We start from the raw sequence: 21,327 nt of genomic DNA on the forward strand, positions 1-21,327 counted from the left end.
CGGGACCGCGGAGCTGGGGGGCTCGCGGTCCCGGCCAGGAACGATTTCTGGTGTGCTCCGCTTGGGTGGGTCCGGTGCCGGGCTCCAGTCCCAGCATCATGAGCGGGTCCGAGCCGTCACCCGCGGCGGGCGGCCTGCCGGCTGAGCTCGGCCTTGGCGAGCGCGTTCTTGTGGACCTCGTCCGGGCCGTCGGCGAAGCGCAGGGTGCGGATGCCGGCGTACATGTTGGCCAACGGGAAGTCCTGCGACAGCCCACCCGCGCCGTGCACCTGGATCGCCTTGTCGAGGATCCACTGGACCGTCTCGGGAGTCGCGATCTTGATCGCCTGGATCTCGGTGTGCGCGCCCTTGTTGCCCACCGTGTCCATCAACCAGGCCGTCTTCAGCACCAGCAGTCGCAGCTGCTCGAGCTTGACCCGCGACTCCGCGATCCAGGTCCGCACCGTGCCCTGGTCCGCGATCGGACGACCGAACGCGACCCGCTCCTGCGAGCGCTCACACATCATCTCGATGGCACGCTCGGCGATGCCGATCGAACGCATGCAGTGGTGGATCCGGCCCGGGCCCAGACGGGCCTGCGCGACGCCGAAGCCACCGCCCTCCTCACCGATCAGGTTGCTCACGGGCACCCGTACGTCGGTGAAGCGCAGCTCCGCGTGGCCACCGTGCTCGTGGTCGTCGTAGCCGTAGACCTCCATGCCGCGCAGCACCTCCAGACCGGGGGTGTCCCGCGGGACCAGCACCATCGACTGCTGGCGGTGCCGGTCGGCCGTCGGGTCCGTTTTTCCCATCACGATGAAGATCTGGCAGTTCGGGTTCATCGCACCGGTGATCCACCACTTGCGGCCGTTGAGGACGTACTCGTCCCCGTCCCGCACGATGCTCAGCTCGATGTTGGTCGCGTCCGAGGACGCGACGTCCGGCTCGGTCATCGCGAACGCCGACCGGATGTCACCGTTCAGGAGCGGCTCCAGCCACTGCGCCTTCTGCTCGGGGGTGCCGAACATGTGCAGCACCTCCATGTTGCCGGTGTCCGGCGCCGCGCAGTTCATCATGGCCGGGGCGAGGTGGATGCTGCGCCCGGAGATCTCGGCGAGCGCGGCGTACTGCACGTTGGTCAGGCCGGCCCCCTCGACGTCGGCGTGCTCACCGGGCAGGAAGAGGTTCCACAGGCCGCGGCTGCGGGCCTCGGCACGCAGCTCCTTCATCACCGGCGTCGAGTCCCACGCCCACCGGTCGTCCAGCTCGCCGAGCTGCTCGTGGAAGACCTGCTCGGCCGGGAGCACGTGGCTCTCCATGAGGTCCAGCAGGTTCTCCCGCAGTCCCTCGGTGCGTGCGTCGAAGGCAAAGTCCATGGCTCAGTTCTCCTTGATGGCGCTCAGACCGGCGTCGAGCAGGGGATGGATGGCCTCGCCGATCCCGGCGAAGCCCTCGCCGACCGTCTGGCCGGCCAGGTGACGGCAGTGGATGCCCTCGAGGATGGCGGCCAGCTTGAAGGCCGCCAGACCGAGGTACCAGCCGAAGCGGGACAGGTCGCGATCGCTGCCGGCGGCGTACGCCGCGACGATCTCGTCCTCGCCCAGGAAGCCCGGGGCGAGCGCCGCGTCGGTGACGACGGCACCCGCGGCGCCGGCGCCGAGGCGGTGGTAGGTCAGCATCAGGGCGAGGTCCGAGAGCGGGTCGCCGAGCGTCGCCATCTCCCAGTCGAGCACGGCGGTCGCCCGGTCGTCCGCGTCGATCAGCACGTTGTCGAGGCGGTAGTCGCCGTGCACGATCCCGGTCGCGGACTCGGGGGGCACGTCGGCGGCCAGCAGCGCGTGCAGCTCATCGGCCGCGGGCAGGTCGCGGGTGTACGACGCCTCGAGCTGCTTCTTCCAGCGCGCGACCTGGCGACCGAGGTAGCCCGCGGGGCGGCCGAAGTCGGCGAGCCCGACCTCGGCCGGGTCGATCCGGTGCAGCGCGGTGAGCACGTCGACCAGCTCGACCGAGATGGCGCGGGTCCGCTCCGGACCGAGCTCCACCAGCTCGGCGGCGTCCCGGTACGGCGTACCGGCGCACCGCTCCATCAGGTAGAACGGCGCGCCCAGCACGTCGGTGTCCTCGCAGAAGGCGTCGGTGCGCGGCACGGGGACCGCTGTGCCCTGGAGCGCCGACATCACCCGGAACTCGCGACCCATGTCGTGTGCGGTCGCGAGCACGTGGCCCAGCGGCGGGCGGCGCAGGATCCACTCGTGAGTGCCGTCCGTCAGGACGTAGGTCAGGTTGGACTTGCCGCCGGCGATCAGCTCGGCCCCGAGCTCCGCACCCGCGTCCGGTGCGGCGCCCGGAAGCCAGGCCGCCAGGCGGTCCAGGTCCAGCCCGGGCAGCTGGTGAGCGCTCACACGCCACCGCCGAGCAGCACGCCTCCGTCGACGACCAGCGTCTGCCCGGTCATCCAGGCAGCGTCCTCGCTGAGCAGGAAGGCGACGACGCTGCCGATGTCGTCGGGCACCCCGAGCCGCCGGAGCGGGTACGCCGCAGCGACCTCCTCCTCGCGGCCCTCGTAGAGCGCCGTGGCGAACTTCGTCTTCACCACGGCCGGCGCGACCGCGTTGACCCGGATGTCCGGTCCGAGCTCGACGGCGAGCTCCTCGGTGAGGTGGATCAACATGGCCTTGCTGGCGCCGTAGAAGGCGATGCCGGGCGCGGGCCGCCGGCCGGCGACGGACGCGACGTTGACGACGGCGCCGCCGTGCTCGCCCATCCACTGCCGGTGGGCCTGCTGCACCCACGAGACCGCGGCGACGCAGTTGACGTCGACGATCTTGCGGGCGACGTCGAGGTCCATCTCCATCAACGGGCCGTACGCCGGGTTGATGCCGGTGTTGTTGACGAGCAGGTCGGCGCTGCCGAAGGTCGTGATCGCGCGCTCGACGACCTCGGCCTGATGGTCGGCGTCGCCGGCGTGGCCGGCCACGCCGAGAGCGACGTCCGGACCGCCGAGCTCGGCGACGGCCTCGGCAAGGGCGAGCTCCTTGCGGCCGGTGATGACGACCCGGGCCCCGTCGTCGACCAGGCGCTGGGCGATGGCCAGGCCGATGCCGCGGCTGGCGCCGGTCACGATCGCGGTCCTGCCCTCGAACCTGCTGCTCATCTGCGTCTCCTCGTAGAATAACTAAGCGCTTGCTTAGTTTGGTAGCGTCTACTGTGCCCGCCGTACCCCGATCCCGTCAAGCACCCGAGGAGGCGACCGTGGCCGCACCGTCCCGCGCCGAGGCGACCCGCGCGCGCCTGCTCGAGGCAGCGGTCGCGGCCTTCGCCGAGAAGGGCTTCCACGGCACCACGACCCGCGACATCGCCGGCGCCGCGGGGATGAGCCCGGCGGCGATGTACGTGCACCACAAGTCCAAGGAGGAGCTGCTCTTCCTGATCTCGCGCGAGGGCCACGAGCAGGCGCTCGCCACCGTCCGCGACGCCCGGGCCTCCGCGACCGACCCGGTGGGCCAGGTCGCCGCCGTGGGCCGCGCGTTCGCGATGTTCCACGTCCAGCACCACACCGTGGCCCGGGTCCTCAACTACGAGCTCGCCGCCCTCAGCGCCGAGCACCGCGCGGAGATCGACGAGCTGCGCACCGGCATCGACCGCGAGCTGCGGGCCCTCGTCGCCGCCGGCGTCGAGGCCGGTGCCTTCGACACCCCCAGCCCCGCCCTGGCCGCGACCGCGCTCGCCTCGATGGGGATCGACATCGCCCGCTGGTACCGCGAGGACGGCGAGTGGACGCCCGAGGAGATCGGGGACTACTACGCCGACCTGGCCCTCCGGCTGGCCGGGGCTACAGGTCGACCTGCAGCGCGCGGTGGTCGGAGACCTCGGGCTCCGCGATGATCCGGAAGTCCCGCACCGCCGCGGGATCCGAGACCAGCAGGTAGCTCGCGTGCCGGACCGGCTTGGGGTAGCTGCTGGTCCGCGTGTCCGCCGTCCCGACGAGGTCGGTGAGCCCGATCCCCGCCAGCACCGCGAAGGTCTCGCTGTCGGGCAGCAGGTTGAGGTCGCCGCAGACGACCACGAGGTCGCCGGGCTCCCGGACGTCCTCGACCAGCTCGGCCAGCCGCTCCGCCTGGGCGCGCCGGGCGGGGCTGTCGCCCTTGCCCGTGTCGTCGCGCAGGCCGTGCAGGTGCCCGAGCGTCAGGAACCGCCCGTCCTGCTCGAAGCGCGCCACCTGGGCCGCACGCGGCCGGTTGCTGGCGGGCCAGGCGTCGCCGTGGTCGGCGTACCGGCCGTGGACGTACGCCGCCCGCGCCGCGACCACGAGGGTCGTGGGACCGGTGAGCATCCCGAGCCCGAAGTGCTGCCGGTGCACCGCACCCGCGTCGTCGGTCACCGGGCCGGAGTCGCTGACGGTGAACCAGCCGTCGTGCGCGGGCAGCGCCGCCTCGACGTCGGCCATCAGGTCGGCGCGCTGCGGCAGCACCCGGGCCTCGTCCTCGAAGCGGGTCCAGCCGCCGAGGTCCGGCGTCCGGGTCACCTCCTGCAGGCAGACCACGTCGGCGCCGGTGGTCGGCAACCACGCCGCGAGGTCGTCGTACCGGGCTCCGCCCCAGGCGTTCACCGACACGATCCGCACGCGGGGATTCTAGGAGGGGTGGCCGACCAGACGATCGCGGGAGACGGTGACGTGCAGCCGCTCGAGGGTGCGCAGGTGCTCGTCGGCCCGCGCCAGCAGCCGGTCCAGCGCGAAGGGATCCAGGCGCTGGTCGTCGTCCGCGGCGGCCCGGAGCACCTCGAAGCCGGCCCGCTTGCCCGTCACCGCGAGCCGGAGCGTCTCCAGCTCGACGACGTCGGTCAGCGGCGTCCGGTGCACCAGGCTCCCGTTCGGCTTCAGCCGGCCCAGCAGCTCGCCGGCACGCGCGAGCGTCGTACCGATCACGCTGGGTCTCGTCCCGACCCGACGCATCATCACCCGGAGGGCCTCGCGATCGGCCGCGACCTCGCCCGCGAGGTCGCGGATCTCCGCCGCTGCCTGCGTGTCGGGGAGGTTGCGTCCCACGCGCCGGAAGGCGGCGACGCCTGCCGTCGAGCCCGCCCAGTGGTGCTGCAGGTAGCCGGTCAACACCTCGTCGTCCACGACGAATCACGCTCCCGGATCGTTGGGGAACCCCGAAGTACCCGCCGACCCGGTGACCACACCCGGCCGAATCAGCCGACGGTGCTGGCCTCCCGACACGCGAGGCAGCGCCACCACTGGACCAGGAGGTGGCCGTCGCGGTCGTACGTCGCCGGCCCTGGCGCGTGGTCGGTGAACCGGTCGCACGCGAGGCACTCCAGCTGGCGGGTCACCCCGGCGTCGGCGGCCGGCACGCTGCGCCGCGCCAGGAGTCGAGCGACGTCCTGCGGCGAGGGGGCGTTGTCGGGCACATACCGACGCTACGGAGCGCGACGCCCGCGCGGTATCCGCTCAGCGCCGAGGTGGCTGTCCCGTGCGCGCAGGGTGGCGCCCAGGTCAGGGGCTCAGGACCGGCGCAGCGTGGCGCCGGGCGTCTCGCCGTACGCCGAGCGGTAGGCCTGACCGAAGTGCCCCTGGTGACTGAAGCCCCAACGGGCGGCCACCTGGGCGACACTGGCCTCTGCCGGGTCCGCCGCCTCGAGGTCGCGGCGCACGCGGGCCAGGCGGACCGTGCGGAGGTGGCCCATCGGCGTCGTCCCGAGGTGGCGACGGAAGGCGAGCTGCAGCGCGCGGATGCTGACGTGCGCAGCGGCGGCGATCTCCGCGGGCGTGAGGTCGAGGTGGGCGTGGGTCTCGATGTGCTCGAGGGCACGGCGCAGGGTCGCCGGGTGGGCGTCGCGGCTGTCGGCCACCCGGTCCACGGCCGCGGTGGTGGGGAACGCGGCGAGGACCTGCGCGGCGACGTACCGGTTGACCGCGCCGAGGACCAGCGGACTGCTCGAGGCGACCGGGTCGGACAGCACCATCTCGTCGAGGTGGTCGATCGCGGCCCGCAGGCGCCGCGCCGCAGCCGCGTCGACGGGCCGGTGACCGACCAGCCGCACCGGCTCGTCCGTGCCCGGGGAGGCCACGTCGCCCAGGAGACTCGGGTCGATCAATGTGACCGTGTAGCTGGCGTGGTCGACCGTGCCGCCGTAGGGCCGGCCGACCGGCGACAGCGAGAACAGCTCGCCCTGGCCGAAGGTCTCCGCCGCGCTCCCGTCCGGGGCGTGCCCCGCGAGGGTGCCACTCGTGATGTCGCACAGCGCGATCCGGTCGAGCGGGTCCACGTCGTAGGAGAGGTCGAACCCGAAGTCGACCCGGTCGATGCTGATCTGCGCGGACGCGCTGCGGGCGATCCGCGCGCTCGGACGGGCGGTCGTGCTCCCGACCCGCATCGGGCCGTAGTGGGCGTTGAGGAACTCCTCGGTGCGAGCGAGCTCGGTGCTCTCGAACAGCAGCATCTCGCCCCCTTCGGCCGCGCCGTCGGTCCGAGCGTACCGGCGGCGCCGAAGCAACGGCTGGGCTCGACCCGTCAGGGTGCCCGGCGCGCCCCACGTTCGACGGCCTGCCCGTGCGGGCTCGGCTGCAGGCCGGAGGCGAGACAGGCCTGGCGCAGCGCGTGCACCGCGGCCGGGAGGTCGCCGAGCGCCTCGAACTGCGCGGCGAGCTCGACCCAGTCCTGCGCGACGAAGCGGTTCCTCTGCTCCACCTCGTGGAGCAGCGCGACGACCCGGCCGAATGCCGACCGCGCCGCCCCCTCGTCCCCCAGCGCGGCGAGGGCACGTCCGTGCGCCAGGTGGGCCTCGGCGACCTCGAGCGGCGCCTCGGGCGATGCTCCCGCGACGGCCGCCTCGGCGAGAAGAACCGCCCGTTCGGGGTCGCCGGTCATCAGTACGGCGCCGGACAGCACCGTGTCAGCGTGGGCGATCTCCCCGGTGCTGGCCTGCGAGCCGGCCAGCTCGGTCCGGGCCCGCTCCACGTGATGCACCGCCTCCTCCGGCCGAGGCTCCGGCAGGTGCAGGTGGAGGCGCCCGACCTCGAGGCGCAACCGGGCCAGGTTGCGCGCATCCGCCGTCTCTCCCAGCAGCGCGAGCGCCCGTTGGGCGTGGTCGATCGCCGACTCGACCTCACCTCGCTGCGAGTGCACCACGCTGGTGTTCCAGTACGCCGATCCACGCGCCACCGGCGATCCCGTCGACTCGGCCACCGCGACCGCCTCGGCGCACAGCCGGGCAGCGATGTCGAGGTCGCCGCGCTCGACGTGGGCCATCACGACGGTCATCGACAGCTGGATGCTCTCGTCGGTGCGCCCCAGCTCCTCCGCGGCGATCCGCTCCCGCATCCGGTCCCCCACCTCGACCGCACGCGCCAGGTCGCCCACCGTGCGGTGGCACCGGGACAGGGCCGTCGCGACCACGAGCGACGCCGTGCCACTCGCCTCTGCGAGGGCCGCCTCGAACCGGGGGATCGCCTCGTCCAGCCGACCGGTCGCCTCCAGGCAGCGGGCCAGCACCAGGTTGCCCCGCGCCACCAGGTCCGCCGCGCCGAGCTCCTCCGCGCGAGCAAGGTGGGTGCTGGCCTGGGCCGTGGCGTCGACCGCCTCGCCGTTGAGCAGCGCGAGCTCGGCGTACCCCAGGCCGAGACGCACCTCTTCAGCAGCGGAGGGAGTCGATGCCATGTCGGTCCTTGACGGGTGGAGACGTGGGGCGGGAGCAGCAGGACGAGGGTGAGGCCGTGACCCAGTATGACCGGCCGTCGCGAGGACGATCACGCCTCACCCTCGCAGGATGGTCGCGGTTTCTTCGCGGCGGTCATCAGCCTTCGAGCTTGCGCACTCGGAGGTCGTCGACGACTGCGTTGAGGTCACCATCGGCACCGGCAGCGCGGCGTTGGCGACCGGCACCGCCGCCATCTCGGACGATCCGCTCCACCCCCGTGGTGACGCGGGCGAGGTCGCCTGCGTCATCGAGCGCGTCCCCCACGTGGTCGAGCAGGGTCGCGAACGCGGCCGCGGCCGCCACCGGCAGGCCGCTGCGGGGGTCGACGAGACGATCGCTCACACCGAAGCGTCCGGCCCGCCACCCGGCGCTGCGCAGGCCGTCAACGCGCCACGGCGCCGGCGCGACGCCCTCGCGAGCCTCCCGGGCAGCCGTCTCGGTGAGTCCCCGCGCCAAGGCAGCCACCACCAAGGTGTCCTCGAGCGAGGTGCACACGTCAGCGACGCGGAATTCCACGGTCGGATACCGCGCCGACAGCCTCACCTCGAGGTTGAGCAGGCCCACATCCAAGATGGCCTGGTCGCGCAGGAGCCGCAGGATGAGGGCGTCGTACTCGGCCACGTCGCCGAACACCTCGTGTGGTCCGCTGCTCGGCCACATCCGCCACAGCTGGGAGCGCCACGACGAGAACCCCATGTCGCGCCCGTGCCAGAACGGCGAGTTGGCGCTGAGCGCCACCAGCAACGGCAACCAGGGGCGCACCCGGTCCAGCACCGCGATTCCCTCACCCCGGTCGACGACCTCGACGTGCACGTGCAGCGCGCGCATGAGGGACTCACCACCGAGCCCGGCGTAGTGTCTCGCGATGCGCGCGAACCGATCCTGCGCGACGTGCGGGCCGGGCGACGCCACGAGGACCGGGGTCGCCACCGCCAGCGGGCTGACGTCGAGGTGGGCTCCCGCACGCGCCAGCGCATCACGGCCCGATCGCAGGTGGGCTTCCCCGTCGGCGAGTCGGCGGAGCGGAGGCGTCACCACCTCCACCTGCGCCTGGAAGAACTCCTGCTCCAGCACGGTGCCCGCAAGAACGTCGGCACCAGCGCAGCGGGCGAGCAGGTCGGACGCGCGTGGCGCGGGCGCGCCGGACCCGTCAACCAGGAGCAGTTCCTCCTCGATGCCGAACTGGCGTGTGCTCATCGCGTCCCCTCCGCCGCCATCTTCGCGCACAGCGGGCACCCATCGGGGTCGTTGCCGTCGAAGGATGACGGGCCACAGGAGTCTCACTCGCTTCGGAGCTTCCGCCTTGACGAAGGCACCGGGGCTCCAGCCCTTCCGCTGTTGTGATGGGAGTGCTTTCATGCGTAGGACGGCAGTGTTGCTCCCGGAGCCGCCGATGCAGCGTTGGGCGAGCAGTAGGGGGGAGAGTGGCCGAGCAGCCAGACACGCCACGGGTCGGTCGCTTCGCCTACGACGTGACCACGGAGAGATGGAAGTGGGACGACGAGGTCTTCCGCATCCACGGAGTGGAACCGGGCGCCGTCGAACCGACAACGGCGTACGTGCTGGACTGCAAACACCCCGAGGACCGCGATCGCGTCGAACGCGTGCTGACCCAGGCGACCCTCACCGGTGAGCCGTTCAGCGTCTGTTACCGCCTCCATGCCGCCGACGGCCGCGAACGACGCGTCGTCCTGGTGTGCGAAGGCGGCGTCTGCGACACCACCACGGAGGTTCCGGTCACCCAGCTCGATGGCTACTACGTCGACCTCACCCACGACTTCGCACGGGCCACGAGTGAGGAAGCCCGTGGCGCGGTCGCCGCCTCGGCCGAGCATCGCGCGACCATCGAGCAGGCCAAAGGCTGCCTGATGATGGCCTATGGCCTCGACGCGGAGCAGGCGTTCGCGATGCTGCGCTGGTGGTCCCGGAACAGGAACGTGAAGCTCCGCGACATCGCTGCACACGTCACCGAGATCTCCACCTCGGGCCAGCTCAGCCATCAGAGCCTCCGCACCGCCGTCGACAGGCTGCTCCACGACGCCCCGCACTACTGACTGCCGCAGGGGCCAGCTCCTCCTGCCGACGCGCGCCGCGAACATGCTCGGCCCCGGACCTCCTCGGCTGGTCGGGCGGTCTTCGGGGCAGTTCTCTCGACCCCGAAGACCTCAGCGGAACCGAGTCTGCAGCCCCACTCCGCCGTCCCCGAGCCGTACCCGACCGTCCGCCGAGCACCCGGATCGGAGCCTGACCCGAGGTGTTGGGCGGGCCGTCGTGTTGCAGAGCGGGATCGCGAGGCCCCTGGTTCCTGAGCTGCAAGGAAACTCCGCCGCAGGCCCCGAGGAGAAGGCGGGAAGCGCTCTGCGTTGCCACGCGGGTCCGAAAATGACAGCAGGTCAGGCCCGGGTTCCCGGGCCTGACCTGCGAGGAGTCCTGCGCGCCTGTAGGGATTCGAACCCCAAACCTTCTGATCCGTAGGGCTCTGGCGGGGTCACTGGTGCCGACTTGGCACGCCTACGGCCGACACCTTCGTGTCGCCAAAGTAGCAGGTCAGAGCCCCTCCCGCCGACCCGTCGTCCCCAGTCGGAGCCGGTCGCGGTGAGCCGCAGCTTCGCCTCACCGAGGGTCAATTGAGCCGAGAATGAGCCGGGCACCCGCCACCACCAACGACGCTCCTGGGCGACCTCCAAGGCGGACACAGTAGGTCACCTCAAGCTGTCACCTATCCGTGCAGCACGCCCGATCGGGCTAGTCCAGATCGGCCGACCAGTACCCCGTCTCGCTGCGATTACGAGACCACGGTTTCGGGGGCGCCCATGCAGGACCGTATTTCTCAGTGAGCGCTACGAGTTCGCCGTTGCGAATCGCAATGCAAGGAGCACCGCTGAAGAAGAGGTGGTACAACTCGTCGGCCCAAAGGTCGTCGCGCAACTCGACATTGTCGAGCTCCAGTTCGCCAGCGCGAATCGAGCGAACGTATAGATCGGCGACGAGGTCGAACCATTCTCGGGTGCCGAACTCGATAGCGATGACCTTCCCCCCATGATGAAACGCAACGTGTCGCCATCGTCGGGGTCGACTACCGGTGCTGCCCACTCGGCAATCACCTGCAGGAACGTGCGTTCCCAAACCGCTTCAACGCTTGGCAAGCGGCTCGTCACGCTGGAGCGGACGTCGGTCAAACAGTCGGGTGCCCTTGCAGTAGTAGATGGTGTCGAGATCCACCGGGAATGCGCTCATGATGCGGCGTCCTGTCTCCCCGAGAATAACTGCGATGACCGCAGCGTCAGAGATCCGACCGGAGAGATCCTTGAAGTAGACGCGCTTGGCGTAGCAGAACCGGGTGGGCCCTCGGTCTGTAACTCGATCTGGGTCGGTGATGGTCGCTTAAGGCGCTCGGGCCCAACCGACGTCAAGTGGGGTGCGCACACGCTGCCCCGGGTCGCCCGTCGAGTTCCAAGCGCAACTGAAGGTCCGGCGCCGACGCGACTTCCTCCGAGACCGATCTGCCGCAGGGCACGGTGCGCACCGCGGATGACCGTCGAGCCGGGAGGACTCGAGCAGCGCGGCGAGGAGATCGAGCACCGCCCGTCCACATGGGCCTCTTGACCGACATCGAGCGGCGCCATAGCATCGAATGTACAAATGTACATTCGATGCCGCCGCACTCCGCCGGCGCGACCCGAACAGGGAGATTCCCATGTCAGTAGAAGCCCGCGCGCGCCGCTCGCCAGCCGACGAGTACACAGGGCCGCCTGCCCGTCTCTTTCGCGGCGAAGAGTGGTTCGAACGTGACCTCGCCGCGATCTTCCACTCGAACTGGCTTGTCGCCGGCCACGTCGACGAACTCGACAAGCACGGCAAGTACGGGTACATCACCTTTCGCGTGGGCGATGCCGAGGTCGTCGTCCGACGCGCCAAGGACGGCGCCCTCCGCGCGTACCACAACGTGTGCCCCCACCGGGGGGCTCAGTTGTGCGATGGCCCGAGCGGCGACTCCCGAAGCAGGAATGTCGTGTGTCCCTACCACCAGTGGACCTTCGATGTCTCCGACGGCGCGCTGCTGAACTCTCGTCACATGCATGCCGACTTCGACAGCGGCTCCTACGGCTTGCGCGCGGCGCACGTCGAATCGTGGAACGGGATCATCTTCGTCTGCTTCGCCGACACGCCGCCTCCCTCACTCGCCGAGAGGCTCCGGGGAGCGGATGCAGGTGGATACGACCTGAGCTCGATGAAGCTGGCCGCGACCTCCTCCCATGCGATTGCGGCGAACTGGAAGATCGTGGTCGACAACAACATGGAGTGCTACCACTGCGCCGTCAGTCACCCCGAACTGTCCGAACTCCTGGATTGGCAGTTCATTGACGACGAGGAGAGCTTTGACAGCTTCGCCGCCGAGCGAGCCGCCGGGCTCGATGTCTTCACCTTTCCCTTCCCCGTGCCGCAGGTCTCCTTCGGGAACAAGAGCGTCAGCAAGAAGGCGCTGCAGCGGCTGGACGGACAACCTGCGGCCCAGTGCCGCGCGATCCATTGGGAACCCGGGATTGCATTGGTCGCCGCCGAGGACCACGCCTGGCTTTTCGTTCCTGTCCCGATCGCGCCGGGCGCCACCGAACTGCGCCAGTACTGGTTCGTCCACCAGGACGCAGTCGCTGGCGAAGACTACGACGAAGAAACGGTCAAGGAGTTCTGGAACACCACCATGCTGCAGGACCGAGACCTGTGCGAGAGCGTTCATCGAGGGATGGCCAACCCGGTCTACCGGTCGGGTCCACTGAACCGCAGGTACCAGGGGTACAACGCTGGTTTCTACCGGTGGTACGAGCAGCAGATGATCTCCAAGTTCCCGGACCTCGCCGATGAGATCGCGCCCCTTCCCTGAGCACCACAGCCCATCGGCGCCGATCAACCCGCCCGTAGTGTTCCTTGCTGGCTCGCGCTACCGCGACGGACGACTTCGGCACCACCGCTCTCATCCGCAGGTAGAGGGGCAATGAACACACAGACAACCATCCGAGGTCCGCTGATCTCGATGGCCGGACCAGCCTTCGACGGCGACGTCGTCGTGGTGGGAAAGACGCGTGCCGCGACCGGCGTGGCCGTCCTCACGTTGAGCGCCGTGAGCGGCGCACGACTCCCTTCGTGGACGCCTGGCAGTCACGTCGACCTGGACATCCCGGATCTGCCGACCCGCCAGTACTCACTCTGCGGCGATCCGTCGGACCGCGACACCTACCGGATTGGGGTCCTTCTCGATCCGGGCGGCGGAGGAACTTCCTGGCACATCCATGAGGTTCTCGACGTCGGCGACACGGTCCACCTTCGCGGTCCGCGCAACCACTTTCCACTGCTGGAGGCCTCGCGCTACATCTTCGTGGCAGGGGGAATCGGAATCACCCCTCTGCTGCCCATGCTCGCCCACGCTGAGGAAGCCGGCGCTCATTGGTTATTGGAATACGGAGGCAGAACCAGAGGCTCCATGGCGTTCGTCGAGCAGTTGCAACGCTACGGCGACAAGGTCAGGTACTCGCCCGAGGACGAAACCGGCATTCTGGACCTCGCCGTCATTCTGGGGCACCCCCGCGACGACACGCTGATCTACTGCTGTGGCCCAGAGCCCCTCTTGGCCGCCGTCGAGGCCCACGCCGTCAACTGGCCGCCGGGAGCACTCCGCCTGGAGCGGTTCTCCCCGAGGATCGCGTGGGACTCCGGGGGCGCCGAGGAATTCCAAGTCGTGCTCGCACGCAGCAACCGCCAGGTCAGCGTTCCTTCGGATCACAGCATCCTCGATGCCGTACGCGCCGCCGGGGTGAACGTCGAGTCGTCGTGCCGAGAGGGTGTCTGCGGCACCTGCGAAGTCGCGGTGCTCGAGGGGATCCCCGACCACCGCGACTCGGTCCTGGACGAAGACGAGCGGAAGAGGAACGACTGCATGATGATCTGTGTGTCCAGGGCACGAAGCGAACGCCTCGTCCTGGACCTCTAGAACGCCCCAACGGACGTGACCAACGCGCGTGACGCGTCGCGTTGCCCTGTGGGTACTGGGTGCTCACCGCCTGTTAGGCAATGACAGGGCGATGACCCAAGATGGCCCACATGCCCAAAGGTGTTGCCGACCCCGAGCGCCGTGACCGGATCGCCGCAGCCGCGGTCGACATCGTTGCCAGGCACGGCGTCGACAAGCTCACCCACCGCGCTGTCGCCGCGTCAGCGGGCGTCCCCCTGGGTTCGACGACCTACCATTTCAGTTCGCGGGACGACCTTCTGCTCGCAGCAGTCGAGCACGCCAAGCGACGTTGGGACGTGAGCGTGGCGGAATGGGAGGCCTCCCTCGCCCCGACAACCGACCTCGCATCGGCACTGGGTGATTTCGCCGTACGGACGACCGGTGAGGCTCGCGCCCAAGCTGTCGTCGAGTACGAGTTGTACATCGCGGCACTCCGGCGGCCGGCCCTGCGACAGCTGAGCCTCATGTGGGACGAGACACTTCCGCGAGCGGTCGCGCGCCATACCGACTCCGTCACGGCCCAGGCGCTCTCGATGGCCCTCGACGGACTGGTGGTGCGTTCACTCGTCAGCGGAGAGCCGCTGACGTTGCCATCAGTGAAACCCATCTTCGATCGGATTCTCCGGGGCTGACCCGCCAACCCTGGGTGTTCAGGTGCTGCGAACGGCCGTGGCGTCCTTCCTGACCTGGCTCGAATCCAGACGATGTGCGTCGCCGAGGTCCCGCATCCAGACTCTCCGAGCAAAGCCGCGCTCTGGTGTCGATTGGCCGGGCAGGCGAACTCGTCCTCGTCTCCGACGGCACGATCCGTACCGGTCTCGGCCACGGCTGTCTCCGAGACCTCACCGCCGAAGGATCGTCGACAGCGTCGCCACGTCACTGACCCTCCGACTGGGGTCCACGGCGAGCGGCTTGAGCAGGAGAGTTGTGACCCCGGCCGCGGCGAACTCCTTCACCTGATCAGCGATGTCCTCCTCCGTGCCGACCAGCGAGACCGCGCGCACCAGGTCGTCGGGGACCGCCTTGGCGGCGTCCTGCTTGCGCCCGGCCAGGTAGAGCTCCTGGATCTCGGTGGCCTCCGAGTCGTAGCCGTAGCGCCGTGCGAGCTGGTTGTAGAAGTTCTTGTCCCGTGCACCCATGCCGCCGATGTACAGGGCCAGCTGCTCACGAATCGGGCGTAGCACCTCCTCGGTCGGCTCGGCGACGGCGAACGACAGCTGCAGCATGATGTCGAGGGGCCCGAGCTCGGGATCGCGTTTCGCGAAGCCCTTGTCGAGCGCCTCCCCCCAAGCGGTGCCGGCATGCTGGGGATGGAAGAACAGGGGCTGCCACGATTCCGCCAACTCGGCGACCAGGGCGACATTGGCTGGCCCCAGGGCCGCGATCGAGATCGGGATCCGTTCCCGCACGGGATGGTTGATGAGCTTCAGCGGCTTGCCGAGCCCCGTGCCCTGCTCAGGCGGAAGGGGAATCCGGTAGTGCTTGCCCTCATGCTCCAGTGGCTCGCGGCGCCACACCTTCCGGCAGACCTCGACCACCTCCCGGCTGCGTCCCAGTGGAGCGTCGTACGGAACGCCGTGGAAGCCCTCGACGACCTGCGGCCCGGACGCGCCGATGCCGAGCGTGAAGCGGCCGTTCGAAACGTGGTCCAGCCCTGCGGCGGTCATCGCCAGCAGCGCAGGAGTACGGGAATAGACCTGCAGGATGGCCGAGGCGATCTCGACCGTCTTCGTGCGCGCAGCGAGGAAGCCGAGCCGGCTCACCGCGTCGAACGAGTAGGACTCCCCGACCGCGGCGAGCTGGAGGCCTGCCTTCTCATAATCCTGAAGCAGGTCTGCGGTCTCTTCGAAGTCGTCGGTATGACTGAGAATCATGCCTAGACGCACTGGGGTTCTCCTCGGTTGGCGGGGCTGCTCGAGCGCGGCCGTCGAGGACGCCGGCTCGGCTCGTCAGGTCACGGGACCACGACAAGCTTTCCGACGTGGGTGCGCTTGAGCAGCTGCTCCTGTGCCGCGCTGAGCTCGGCCAGCGGATACGACGCTTCGAGCATGGGCTTGAGTCGACCCCCCTCGATCAACTCCGCGAGGCGACCGAAGGTGTCCGCCGTCGGGTTGGTGATGCCGTGCATCTCGAGGTCCTTGTAGATCAGGTCGCGCAGGTCCATCGCCGTCGTCGGGCCCCCAATCGCGCCCGACGTCGTGTAGCGGCCGCCGCGACGCAGCACCTTCAGGATGGGCCCGAACAGCGGGCCCCCGACGACATCGGCGACCACGTCGACGGCCTGCTCCCCCACCAGCGCCTCGACCGATCCCTGGAGATCGGCACTGTCGCGCGGCACGAAGAGGTGCGCCCCCAGCGCGAGCAGGCGCTCCCGCTTCGACTCACTGGCAACGGCGACGATCCGGGAGCCGCGGACCAGCGCCAGCTGGATGAGCGCCGTTCCGACACCGCCGGCCGCTCCGGTGACGAGGAGCGTCTCGCCTTCACGGAGGTCGGCACGGACCAGCATCTCCTCGGCCGTGTCGTAGGAGCAGGGGAAGGTGGCGAGCTCGGCGTCAGTCAGCGACGTGGTGATGCGGTGCGCGTTGGTCGCGGGCACGGCGACGAACTCGGCGAAGCCGCCATCACGCTCGCTGCCGAGGTACTCCACGAGCTGGGCACGCAGCGGGAGCCGCGGGTCACGGACGCACGGGTCAACGAGGACCCGCTCCCCGACGCGCTCCGGCGCGACGCGGGGACCGACCGCGGCGACGTGCCCGGCGACCGCGGCGCCCTGGATCCGCGGAAAGGCGACTGTGGCCTTGTTCCACGACGACGCCGCGTCGTCGTCGCGACCGTGCAGACCGAGCTCCTCGGTCACGCTGGACTCGACCTTGCGGTCGTACCAACCGGTCCTCGTGTTGATGTCGGTGTTGTTGAGCCCGCAGGCCCCGACGCGGACCAGCACCTCGCCGGGGCCGGGCGTCGGGGTGGGTACGTCGTCACGGCGCACCAGTCGGTCGATGCCACCGTGCCCGGTGAGCACCACCGCGCGCATGAGCGTGGGAACGGCTGCTTGGGTCTGCACGAGATCTCCTGTGTTCTGCGATCCGGGACGACTAGGGCGCGAGCTCGGGCTTGACCATGACGTGCTTGAACTGCGAGTACTCGTCGAGGCCGTGGCCGGAGAGCTCCTTGCCGTAGCCGGAGTCGCGGAACCCGCCGAAGGGCATCTCGGAGGCGGTGAAGATCTGCTGGTTCACCCACACGGTGCCGAAGTCGAGCTCGCGCGTGAAGCGCAGCGTCCGGGCGAGGTTGGTGGTCCACACGCTGGCCGAGAGGCCGTAGTCGACGCCGTTCGCCATCTCCAGCATCTCGTCGTCGTCACGGCCGCGCTGGATGGTGACGACGGGACCGAACACCTCCCGCTGGATGATCTCCGAGCTCTGGTCGATGTCGGTGACCACGGTCGGCGCGTAGTACCACCCTGCTCGCGGGAGGCGTTCGCCGCCCGTGCGGATGACGGCGCCGTAGCCGCGTGCCCGCTCGACGAAGCCCTCGATCCGCTCGAGCTGGCGCTCCGAGATCACCGGTCCCATGGTGGTCGCCGGGTCATCGGCGTCACCGACCTTGATCTTGGCGACCTCGGCGCAGTAGGCCTCGACGAACTCGTCGTACGCCGCGTCCTCGACGATGATGCGACAGGCCGCGGTGCAGTCCTGGCCGCTGTTGGCGAAGCCGAACTCGACCAGGTCACGGGCGGTCTGGGCGACGGGGCTGTCGGCAAAGACCACGATCGGCGCCTTGCCCCCGAGCTCGAGGCTGGTGTGCTTGAGCGTGGCAGCTGCCAGCGCGGCGACGGTCTTGCCGGTCGACACGTCACCGGTCAGGGCCACCATGCGGATCGCGGGGTGCTCGACGATCGCGCGCCCGGCGCGGCTGTCGCCCAGCACCAGGTTGACCACGCCGTCGGGCAGGAACCGGTTCATCAGCTCGACGAGCTTGATCGTGGTCTGCGGGGTGAGCTCCGAGGGCTTGATGACCACGGTGTTGCCGGCGGCGATCGCCGGCGCCAGCTTCCAGGCCGCCATGAGCAGGGGGTAGTTCCACGGAGTGATCAGTCCGATGACACCGAGCGGCTCGCGTCGCAGCCAGGAGGTACTGCCGTTCGCGTACTCTCCGGCCGCAGGGGCGTGCGAGAGCCGAGCCGCGCCTGCGCTGAACCGGATCACGTCCCAGGCCCAAGGCATCTCGTCACGCGCGTGCGTGATGGGCTTGCCGACGTTCTCGCACTCGAGGAGCGCGAACTCCTCGGCCTCCGCCTCGACCGCGTCCGCGATCTTCAGCAGCAGCTCCGCCCGCTCGACGGGCGGGGTGTTCCCCCACGCACGCTTGGCGGCCACGGCGCGCTGGACGGCCTCGTCGACGTCTGCAACGGATGCGTTGCGGTAGGTCGCGATGGGCTTCTCGGTCACGGGGTTGATCACCACCGACACGTCCGTGTCCCCGGCACCGGCCAGCCAGCTGGATGCGGTCTGTCCACTCTCGACAACGGTGGTCATGCTGATCTCCATTCGTGTGTGAATCGACGGCTTCGGGGCAGGGACGAAGTCGTGCCAGGTCTCCCAGTCTGGGCGACGAGCGCGACTTCGGCATTGGAGCCGGCGCAGACGAGCGGCTCAGGCGTTGGTGGATCGCCAAAGACTGCTCAGCTCACCGGCACGTGTCGGTAGAAGTCGGCATGCTCGGGCGCCAGTGGCTCGTTGCCGAGGATCAGGTCAGCCGCTCGCTCCGCGATCATCATGACGGGCGCGTAGAGGTTGGCGTTCGGGATCGTCGGCATCACCGACGCGTCCACGACCCGCAGTCCCTCGACACCACGGACCCGCATGGTCTCCGGGTCCACGACGGCGTCGTCGTCGGTGCCCATCTTGCAGGTGCCGCAGGGGTGGTAGGTGGTCTCAGCATCGCGGGCCACCCAGTCGAGGATCTCCTTGTCGGTCGCCGCCGCAGGTCCCGGGGAGAGCTCGCCGCCGTTGTACTTGGCGAAGGCCGGCTGGTTCAGCAGCTCGCGGGTGATGCGGACGCCCTCGACCCAGTCGCGACGGTCGCGTTCGGTCGACAGGTAGTTGAACGTGAGGGCCGGCGCCTTGGACGGGTCGTTCGTACGCAGCTTCACGTGTCCCTTGGACTCGGGCTGCTGGGGACCCAGATTGATCTGGTACGAGTGGGGAGTCGGCGCGGGCGTGCCGTCGTTGCGGACGCCCAGGGGGAGCATCGTCAGCATCTGGTTCGGCATCGGCGCGTCGGGGTGGGAACGGACGAAGCCGCCCGCCTCGAAGTGATTGGTGGCTGCCGGGCCCGTGCGGCGGGTCAGCCACTTGAGTCCCGTGCCCGGGTAGGTTCGCTTGCGGAGGATGCCCGCCATCGACACGGGCTGGGTACAGGCGTACATGACGAACGCCTCGAGGTGGTCCTGCATGTTCTCCCCCACACCCGGCAGGTCGTGGACGACGTCGATGCCGAGCGTTCGGAGCTCGCCGGCGTTTCCGACGCCGGAGAGCTGGAGGAGCTGCGGTGAGTTGAAGGCGCCGCCGCAGAGGATGACCTCGGCACCGTTGACGACCCGGCGCCCGTCCCGACGTGAGGCGAGCTCGACGCCGATCGCCCGCGTCCCGTCGAAGACCACCCGCGTGACGAGGGCACCCGTCACGACATCGAGATTGGGACGGTCCCGGATGGGATCGATGTAGGTGCGCGCGGCGTCGTACCGCTCGCCATTCTCGATGTTGGAGTCGAAGGGCGCGAAGCCCTCCTGGCGGTAGCCGTTCACGTCATCGACGATCTCGTGTCCGGCCTGCGCCGCGGCCTCGAACAGGGCGTCGAACAACGGGTTCTCGACGGTGTGGCGATGCACCGGGATCGGGCCGGATCGGCCGCGGTAGATCCCCGTCGGGTCGGTTCCGGCGAACCGCTCGATCTTCTTGAAGTACGGCAGGGNCGCGCGCTGGAAGAACATGCCGTTGATGCAGCTGCAGCCGCCCATGAGCTTGCCCCGGTAGTGGGCGATCCTACGGTTCCCAAGACCGGGCTCGGGCTCGGACTCGTAGCACCAGTCGTAGAACCGGTTGCCCATCACGAACAGGAAGGCGGCCGGGACGCGGACCGGGAAGTCGTAGCGTGAGTATCGGTGGCCCGCCTCGAGGACGAGGACCCGATTGTTCCCGTCGGCCGTGAGCCTGTTCGCCAGCACGCAGCCGGCGGACCCGCCCCCGACGATGATGTAGTCGTAGTTGTCGTGCTTCATCGAAGCCCTCTCCGGGTCGGGAACGGTGCGCCCTTGGCGCTGGCGGCACGACCGCTGCCCGCGGCGTGGGCCCACTCTGGCCCGAACCCGCATTCCAGCTCCATAGTGAACCTCCCGAACGTGGCGGTCATCCGTTGGTCAGGTACCCGAGACCGAGTGCCGTGGGAGCAGCGCAGGCGGCCGATCGACGGTGAGCGCAGGCAGTGGGCCGTCCCATCGCTCGACCTCGATGAGCGTGTGCTGCGCGGTCGTGCCCTGGGAGAGCAGCGACGAAGGCAGGTCGGCCGTCAGGACGTTGGGGTTCCCGTGGCGGCAGAACGACGGGTCGTCGGGATCGGGGTCGTACCACGCCCCGGTGGCGAGTTGGACGATGCCGGGACGGATTTCCTCGGAGACCACGAGGCCCGCGAGGCAGGTGCCGCGGTCGTTGCGGAGCAGGATGGTGTCCCCGGTCCGCAGGCCGCGGGCCTCCGCATCGGCCGGATTCATGCGCGCGGGCTCGCGGCCGTTGACCTTGCTCTGCTGGCTGGTCTGCCCAACGTCCAGCTGACTGTGCAGCCGCGTCTTCGGCTGGTTCGAGATCAGGTGCAGGGGATGAGCTGGGTCATGGGTGCCGAGCCATTCCCGCGGTTCCAGCCAGACCGGATGCCCCGGGCAGTCGTCGTACCCGAAGGCGTCGATGGTGGCGGAGAAGATCTCAATGAGGCCCGAGGGCGTCGCCAGCGGGTTGCTGACGGGGTCGGCACGGAAAGCGGAGTGGAGGATCTGCCGAGGGTCCTCGACAGGGATCTCCAGGTGGTCCGAGGTCCAGAACTCCTCGAAGCCGGGAACCGGGTGGCCGCCGACCGCCATGCGTTCGGCCCAGCCGTCGTACAGGTGGTGGAGCCATTGCCTCGTGGTCCGGCCCTCACTGAAGCAGTCGTCGATCTCCAGGCGCCCTTCGAGACCGGCGAAGATGGCGTAGTCGTCCCGGGCCTCACCAGCGGGCTCGGTCAATGCCGGCATCGGGAAGAAGAACGGGTCGTTGCGCCCCGAGCCGTAGTCGTCCCGCTCGATGCTCATCGTGGCCGGAAGGACGATGTCGGCGTGGCGCGCGGTGCTCGTCCAGAACTGTTCGTGCACCACGACGGTGGACGGTCGCTTGAACGCCCCCCGGAGCTTGGCGAGATCCTGGTGGTGATGGAAGGGATTGCCACCGACCCAGTAGACGAGGTCGATCCTGGGCAGCGTGATCTGCTGGCCGTTGAAGTCGATGACCTCACCGGGGTGGAGGAGCATGTCCGAGATGCGGGCGACCGGGATGAAGGAACGCTCCGGGTTGCGGCCTTGCGGAAGGGAGGGCGGACCCATC

Annotated in this window: 19 protein-coding genes and 1 pseudogene; 5 read left to right on the forward strand and 15 right to left on the reverse strand. The window is 69.6% G+C overall.

Translation table 11 applies throughout. The annotated features are described in order from the left end of the window. Positions 1 to 116: 116 nt before the first annotated feature. Genes ASE20_RS13260 through ASE20_RS13270 form a run of 3 tightly spaced genes read right to left on the reverse strand, consistent with a single transcriptional unit; the run spans position 117 to position 3,133 of the window. On the reverse strand, positions 117 to 1,355 hold the full coding sequence (locus tag ASE20_RS13260) for an acyl-CoA dehydrogenase family protein (RefSeq protein WP_056894992.1): 1,239 nt from the start codon (positions 1,353 to 1,355) through the stop codon (positions 117 to 119). A gap of 3 nt (positions 1,356 to 1,358) precedes the next feature. Next, the gene (locus tag ASE20_RS13265; protein WP_056894993.1) at positions 1,359 to 2,381 is read right to left on the reverse strand and encodes a phosphotransferase family protein; all 1,023 of its coding nucleotides are present in this window, start codon (positions 2,379 to 2,381) and stop codon (positions 1,359 to 1,361) included. Continuing rightward, positions 2,378 to 3,133: an SDR family oxidoreductase gene (locus ASE20_RS13270; RefSeq protein WP_056894994.1), complete on the reverse strand. Its 756-nt coding sequence runs from the start codon at positions 3,131 to 3,133 to the stop codon at positions 2,378 to 2,380. Before ASE20_RS13270 ends, ASE20_RS13265 begins: the two co-directional genes overlap by 4 nt. A gap of 98 nt (positions 3,134 to 3,231) precedes the next feature. Between ASE20_RS13270 and ASE20_RS13275 the strand changes: the two genes are divergently transcribed. Next, positions 3,232 to 3,864 (forward strand): TetR family transcriptional regulator, encoded by a 633-nt coding sequence (locus tag ASE20_RS13275; RefSeq protein WP_056894995.1) that lies wholly within the window; start codon positions 3,232 to 3,234, stop codon positions 3,862 to 3,864. Here the strand turns inward: ASE20_RS13275 and ASE20_RS13280 are convergent. From ASE20_RS13280 to ASE20_RS13305, 6 genes are all read right to left on the reverse strand, one after another. Further along, on the reverse strand, positions 3,812 to 4,603 hold the full coding sequence (locus ASE20_RS13280; RefSeq protein ID WP_056894996.1) for an endonuclease/exonuclease/phosphatase family protein: 792 nt from the start codon (positions 4,601 to 4,603) through the stop codon (positions 3,812 to 3,814). The two genes, ASE20_RS13275 and ASE20_RS13280, sit on opposite strands and share 53 nt — an antisense overlap. Before the next feature lie 9 nt (positions 4,604 to 4,612). Continuing rightward, positions 4,613 to 5,104 (reverse strand): hypothetical protein, encoded by a 492-nt coding sequence (locus ASE20_RS13285; protein WP_056894997.1) that lies wholly within the window; start codon positions 5,102 to 5,104, stop codon positions 4,613 to 4,615. Between the two features lie 71 nt (positions 5,105 to 5,175). Further along, positions 5,176 to 5,394: a hypothetical protein gene (locus tag ASE20_RS13290; RefSeq protein WP_056894998.1), complete on the reverse strand. Its 219-nt coding sequence runs from the start codon at positions 5,392 to 5,394 to the stop codon at positions 5,176 to 5,178. Between the two features lie 93 nt (positions 5,395 to 5,487). Further along, positions 5,488 to 6,426, reverse strand: coding sequence for an AraC family transcriptional regulator (locus tag ASE20_RS13295; protein WP_056894999.1), 939 nt, complete (start codon positions 6,424 to 6,426; stop codon positions 5,488 to 5,490). Positions 6,427 to 6,497: 71 nt separating this feature from the next. Then, positions 6,498 to 7,643, reverse strand: coding sequence for a tetratricopeptide repeat protein (locus tag ASE20_RS13300; protein WP_157538521.1), 1,146 nt, complete (start codon positions 7,641 to 7,643; stop codon positions 6,498 to 6,500). A 136-nt stretch (positions 7,644 to 7,779) separates the two neighbouring features. Beyond that, positions 7,780 to 8,919, reverse strand: a complete 1,140-nt coding sequence (locus ASE20_RS13305; RefSeq protein ID WP_162261015.1) for a glutamate--cysteine ligase — start codon at positions 8,917 to 8,919, stop codon at positions 7,780 to 7,782. A 107-nt stretch (positions 8,920 to 9,026) separates the two neighbouring features. Between ASE20_RS13305 and ASE20_RS13310 the strand changes: the two genes are divergently transcribed. The 4 genes from ASE20_RS13310 (at position 9,027) to ASE20_RS13325 (ending at position 14,322) form a co-directional block, all read left to right on the forward strand. Beyond that, a complete protein-coding gene (locus tag ASE20_RS13310) occupies positions 9,027 to 9,737 on the forward strand; it encodes a PAS and ANTAR domain-containing protein (RefSeq protein WP_082612365.1) in 711 nt (236 codons plus the stop codon). 1,643 nt (positions 9,738 to 11,380) lie between these two features. Continuing rightward, positions 11,381 to 12,565, forward strand: coding sequence for an aromatic ring-hydroxylating oxygenase subunit alpha (locus ASE20_RS13315; protein ID WP_056895003.1), 1,185 nt, complete (start codon positions 11,381 to 11,383; stop codon positions 12,563 to 12,565). Positions 12,566 to 12,676: 111 nt separating this feature from the next. Next, positions 12,677 to 13,669 carry a PDR/VanB family oxidoreductase gene (locus ASE20_RS13320; protein WP_056895004.1) on the forward strand — a complete coding sequence of 331 codons (993 nt, stop codon included), beginning with the start codon at positions 12,677 to 12,679 and terminating at the stop codon, positions 13,667 to 13,669. A 101-nt stretch (positions 13,670 to 13,770) separates the two neighbouring features. Beyond that, positions 13,771 to 14,322, forward strand: a complete 552-nt coding sequence (locus ASE20_RS13325) for a TetR/AcrR family transcriptional regulator (RefSeq protein WP_056895005.1) — start codon at positions 13,771 to 13,773, stop codon at positions 14,320 to 14,322. A 210-nt stretch (positions 14,323 to 14,532) separates the two neighbouring features. On the opposite strand, the gene ASE20_RS13330 is transcribed toward ASE20_RS13325, so the two are convergent. From ASE20_RS13330 to ASE20_RS25585, 6 genes and pseudogenes are all read right to left on the reverse strand, one after another. Continuing rightward, positions 14,533 to 15,564 carry an LLM class F420-dependent oxidoreductase gene (locus ASE20_RS13330; protein WP_225869113.1) on the reverse strand — a complete coding sequence of 344 codons (1,032 nt, stop codon included), beginning with the start codon at positions 15,562 to 15,564 and terminating at the stop codon, positions 14,533 to 14,535. A gap of 80 nt (positions 15,565 to 15,644) precedes the next feature. Next, positions 15,645 to 16,757, reverse strand: a complete 1,113-nt coding sequence (locus ASE20_RS13335) for a zinc-binding dehydrogenase (RefSeq protein ID WP_200952790.1) — start codon at positions 16,755 to 16,757, stop codon at positions 15,645 to 15,647. Between the two features lie 31 nt (positions 16,758 to 16,788). Next, positions 16,789 to 18,231 carry an aldehyde dehydrogenase family protein gene (locus ASE20_RS13340; RefSeq protein ID WP_056895199.1) on the reverse strand — a complete coding sequence of 481 codons (1,443 nt, stop codon included), beginning with the start codon at positions 18,229 to 18,231 and terminating at the stop codon, positions 16,789 to 16,791. Between the two features lie 146 nt (positions 18,232 to 18,377). Further along, positions 18,378 to 19,669: GMC oxidoreductase (locus ASE20_RS13345; protein ID WP_414858375.1), on the reverse strand; the 1,292-nt coding region annotated here is incomplete at its 5' end. Between the two features lies 1 nt (position 19,670). Continuing rightward, positions 19,671 to 20,069, reverse strand: a pseudogene (locus tag ASE20_RS25580) (GMC family oxidoreductase N-terminal domain-containing protein); the annotation flags it as partial. A 45-nt stretch (positions 20,070 to 20,114) separates the two neighbouring features. Further along, on the reverse strand, positions 20,115 to 21,327 hold a 1,213-nt coding region (locus tag ASE20_RS25585; RefSeq protein WP_235538817.1), incomplete at its 5' end, for a molybdopterin dinucleotide binding domain-containing protein.

The organism is Nocardioides sp. Root240, assembly GCF_001428825.1.
Lineage (GTDB): Bacteria > Actinomycetota > Actinomycetes > Propionibacteriales > Nocardioidaceae > Nocardioides.

What these genes read in the sequence shown, in the direction of transcription:
- ASE20_RS13310 (WP_082612365.1), top strand. Translation starts at nt 9,027, where the DNA reads ATGGGAGTGCTTTCATGCGTAGGACGGCAGTGTTGCTCCCGGAGCCGC.
- ASE20_RS13320 (WP_056895004.1), top strand. Translation starts at nt 12,677, where the DNA reads ATGAACACACAGACAACCATCCGAGGTCCGCTGATCTCGATGGCCGGA.
- ASE20_RS13295 (WP_056894999.1), bottom strand. Translation starts at nt 6,426, where the DNA reads ATGCTGCTGTTCGAGAGCACCGAGCTCGCTCGCACCGAGGAGTTCCTC.
- ASE20_RS13300 (WP_157538521.1), bottom strand. Translation starts at nt 7,643, where the DNA reads ATGGCATCGACTCCCTCCGCTGCTGAAGAGGTGCGTCTCGGCCTGGGG.
- ASE20_RS13260 (WP_056894992.1), bottom strand. Translation starts at nt 1,355, where the DNA reads ATGGACTTTGCCTTCGACGCACGCACCGAGGGACTGCGGGAGAACCTG.
- ASE20_RS13325 (WP_056895005.1), top strand. Translation starts at nt 13,771, where the DNA reads ATGGCCCACATGCCCAAAGGTGTTGCCGACCCCGAGCGCCGTGACCGG.
- ASE20_RS13330 (WP_225869113.1), bottom strand. Translation starts at nt 15,564, where the DNA reads ATGATTCTCAGTCATACCGACGACTTCGAAGAGACCGCAGACCTGCTT.
- ASE20_RS13340 (WP_056895199.1), bottom strand. Translation starts at nt 18,231, where the DNA reads ATGACCACCGTTGTCGAGAGTGGACAGACCGCATCCAGCTGGCTGGCC.
- ASE20_RS13270 (WP_056894994.1), bottom strand. Translation starts at nt 3,133, where the DNA reads ATGAGCAGCAGGTTCGAGGGCAGGACCGCGATCGTGACCGGCGCCAGC.
- ASE20_RS13315 (WP_056895003.1), top strand. Translation starts at nt 11,381, where the DNA reads ATGTCAGTAGAAGCCCGCGCGCGCCGCTCGCCAGCCGACGAGTACACA.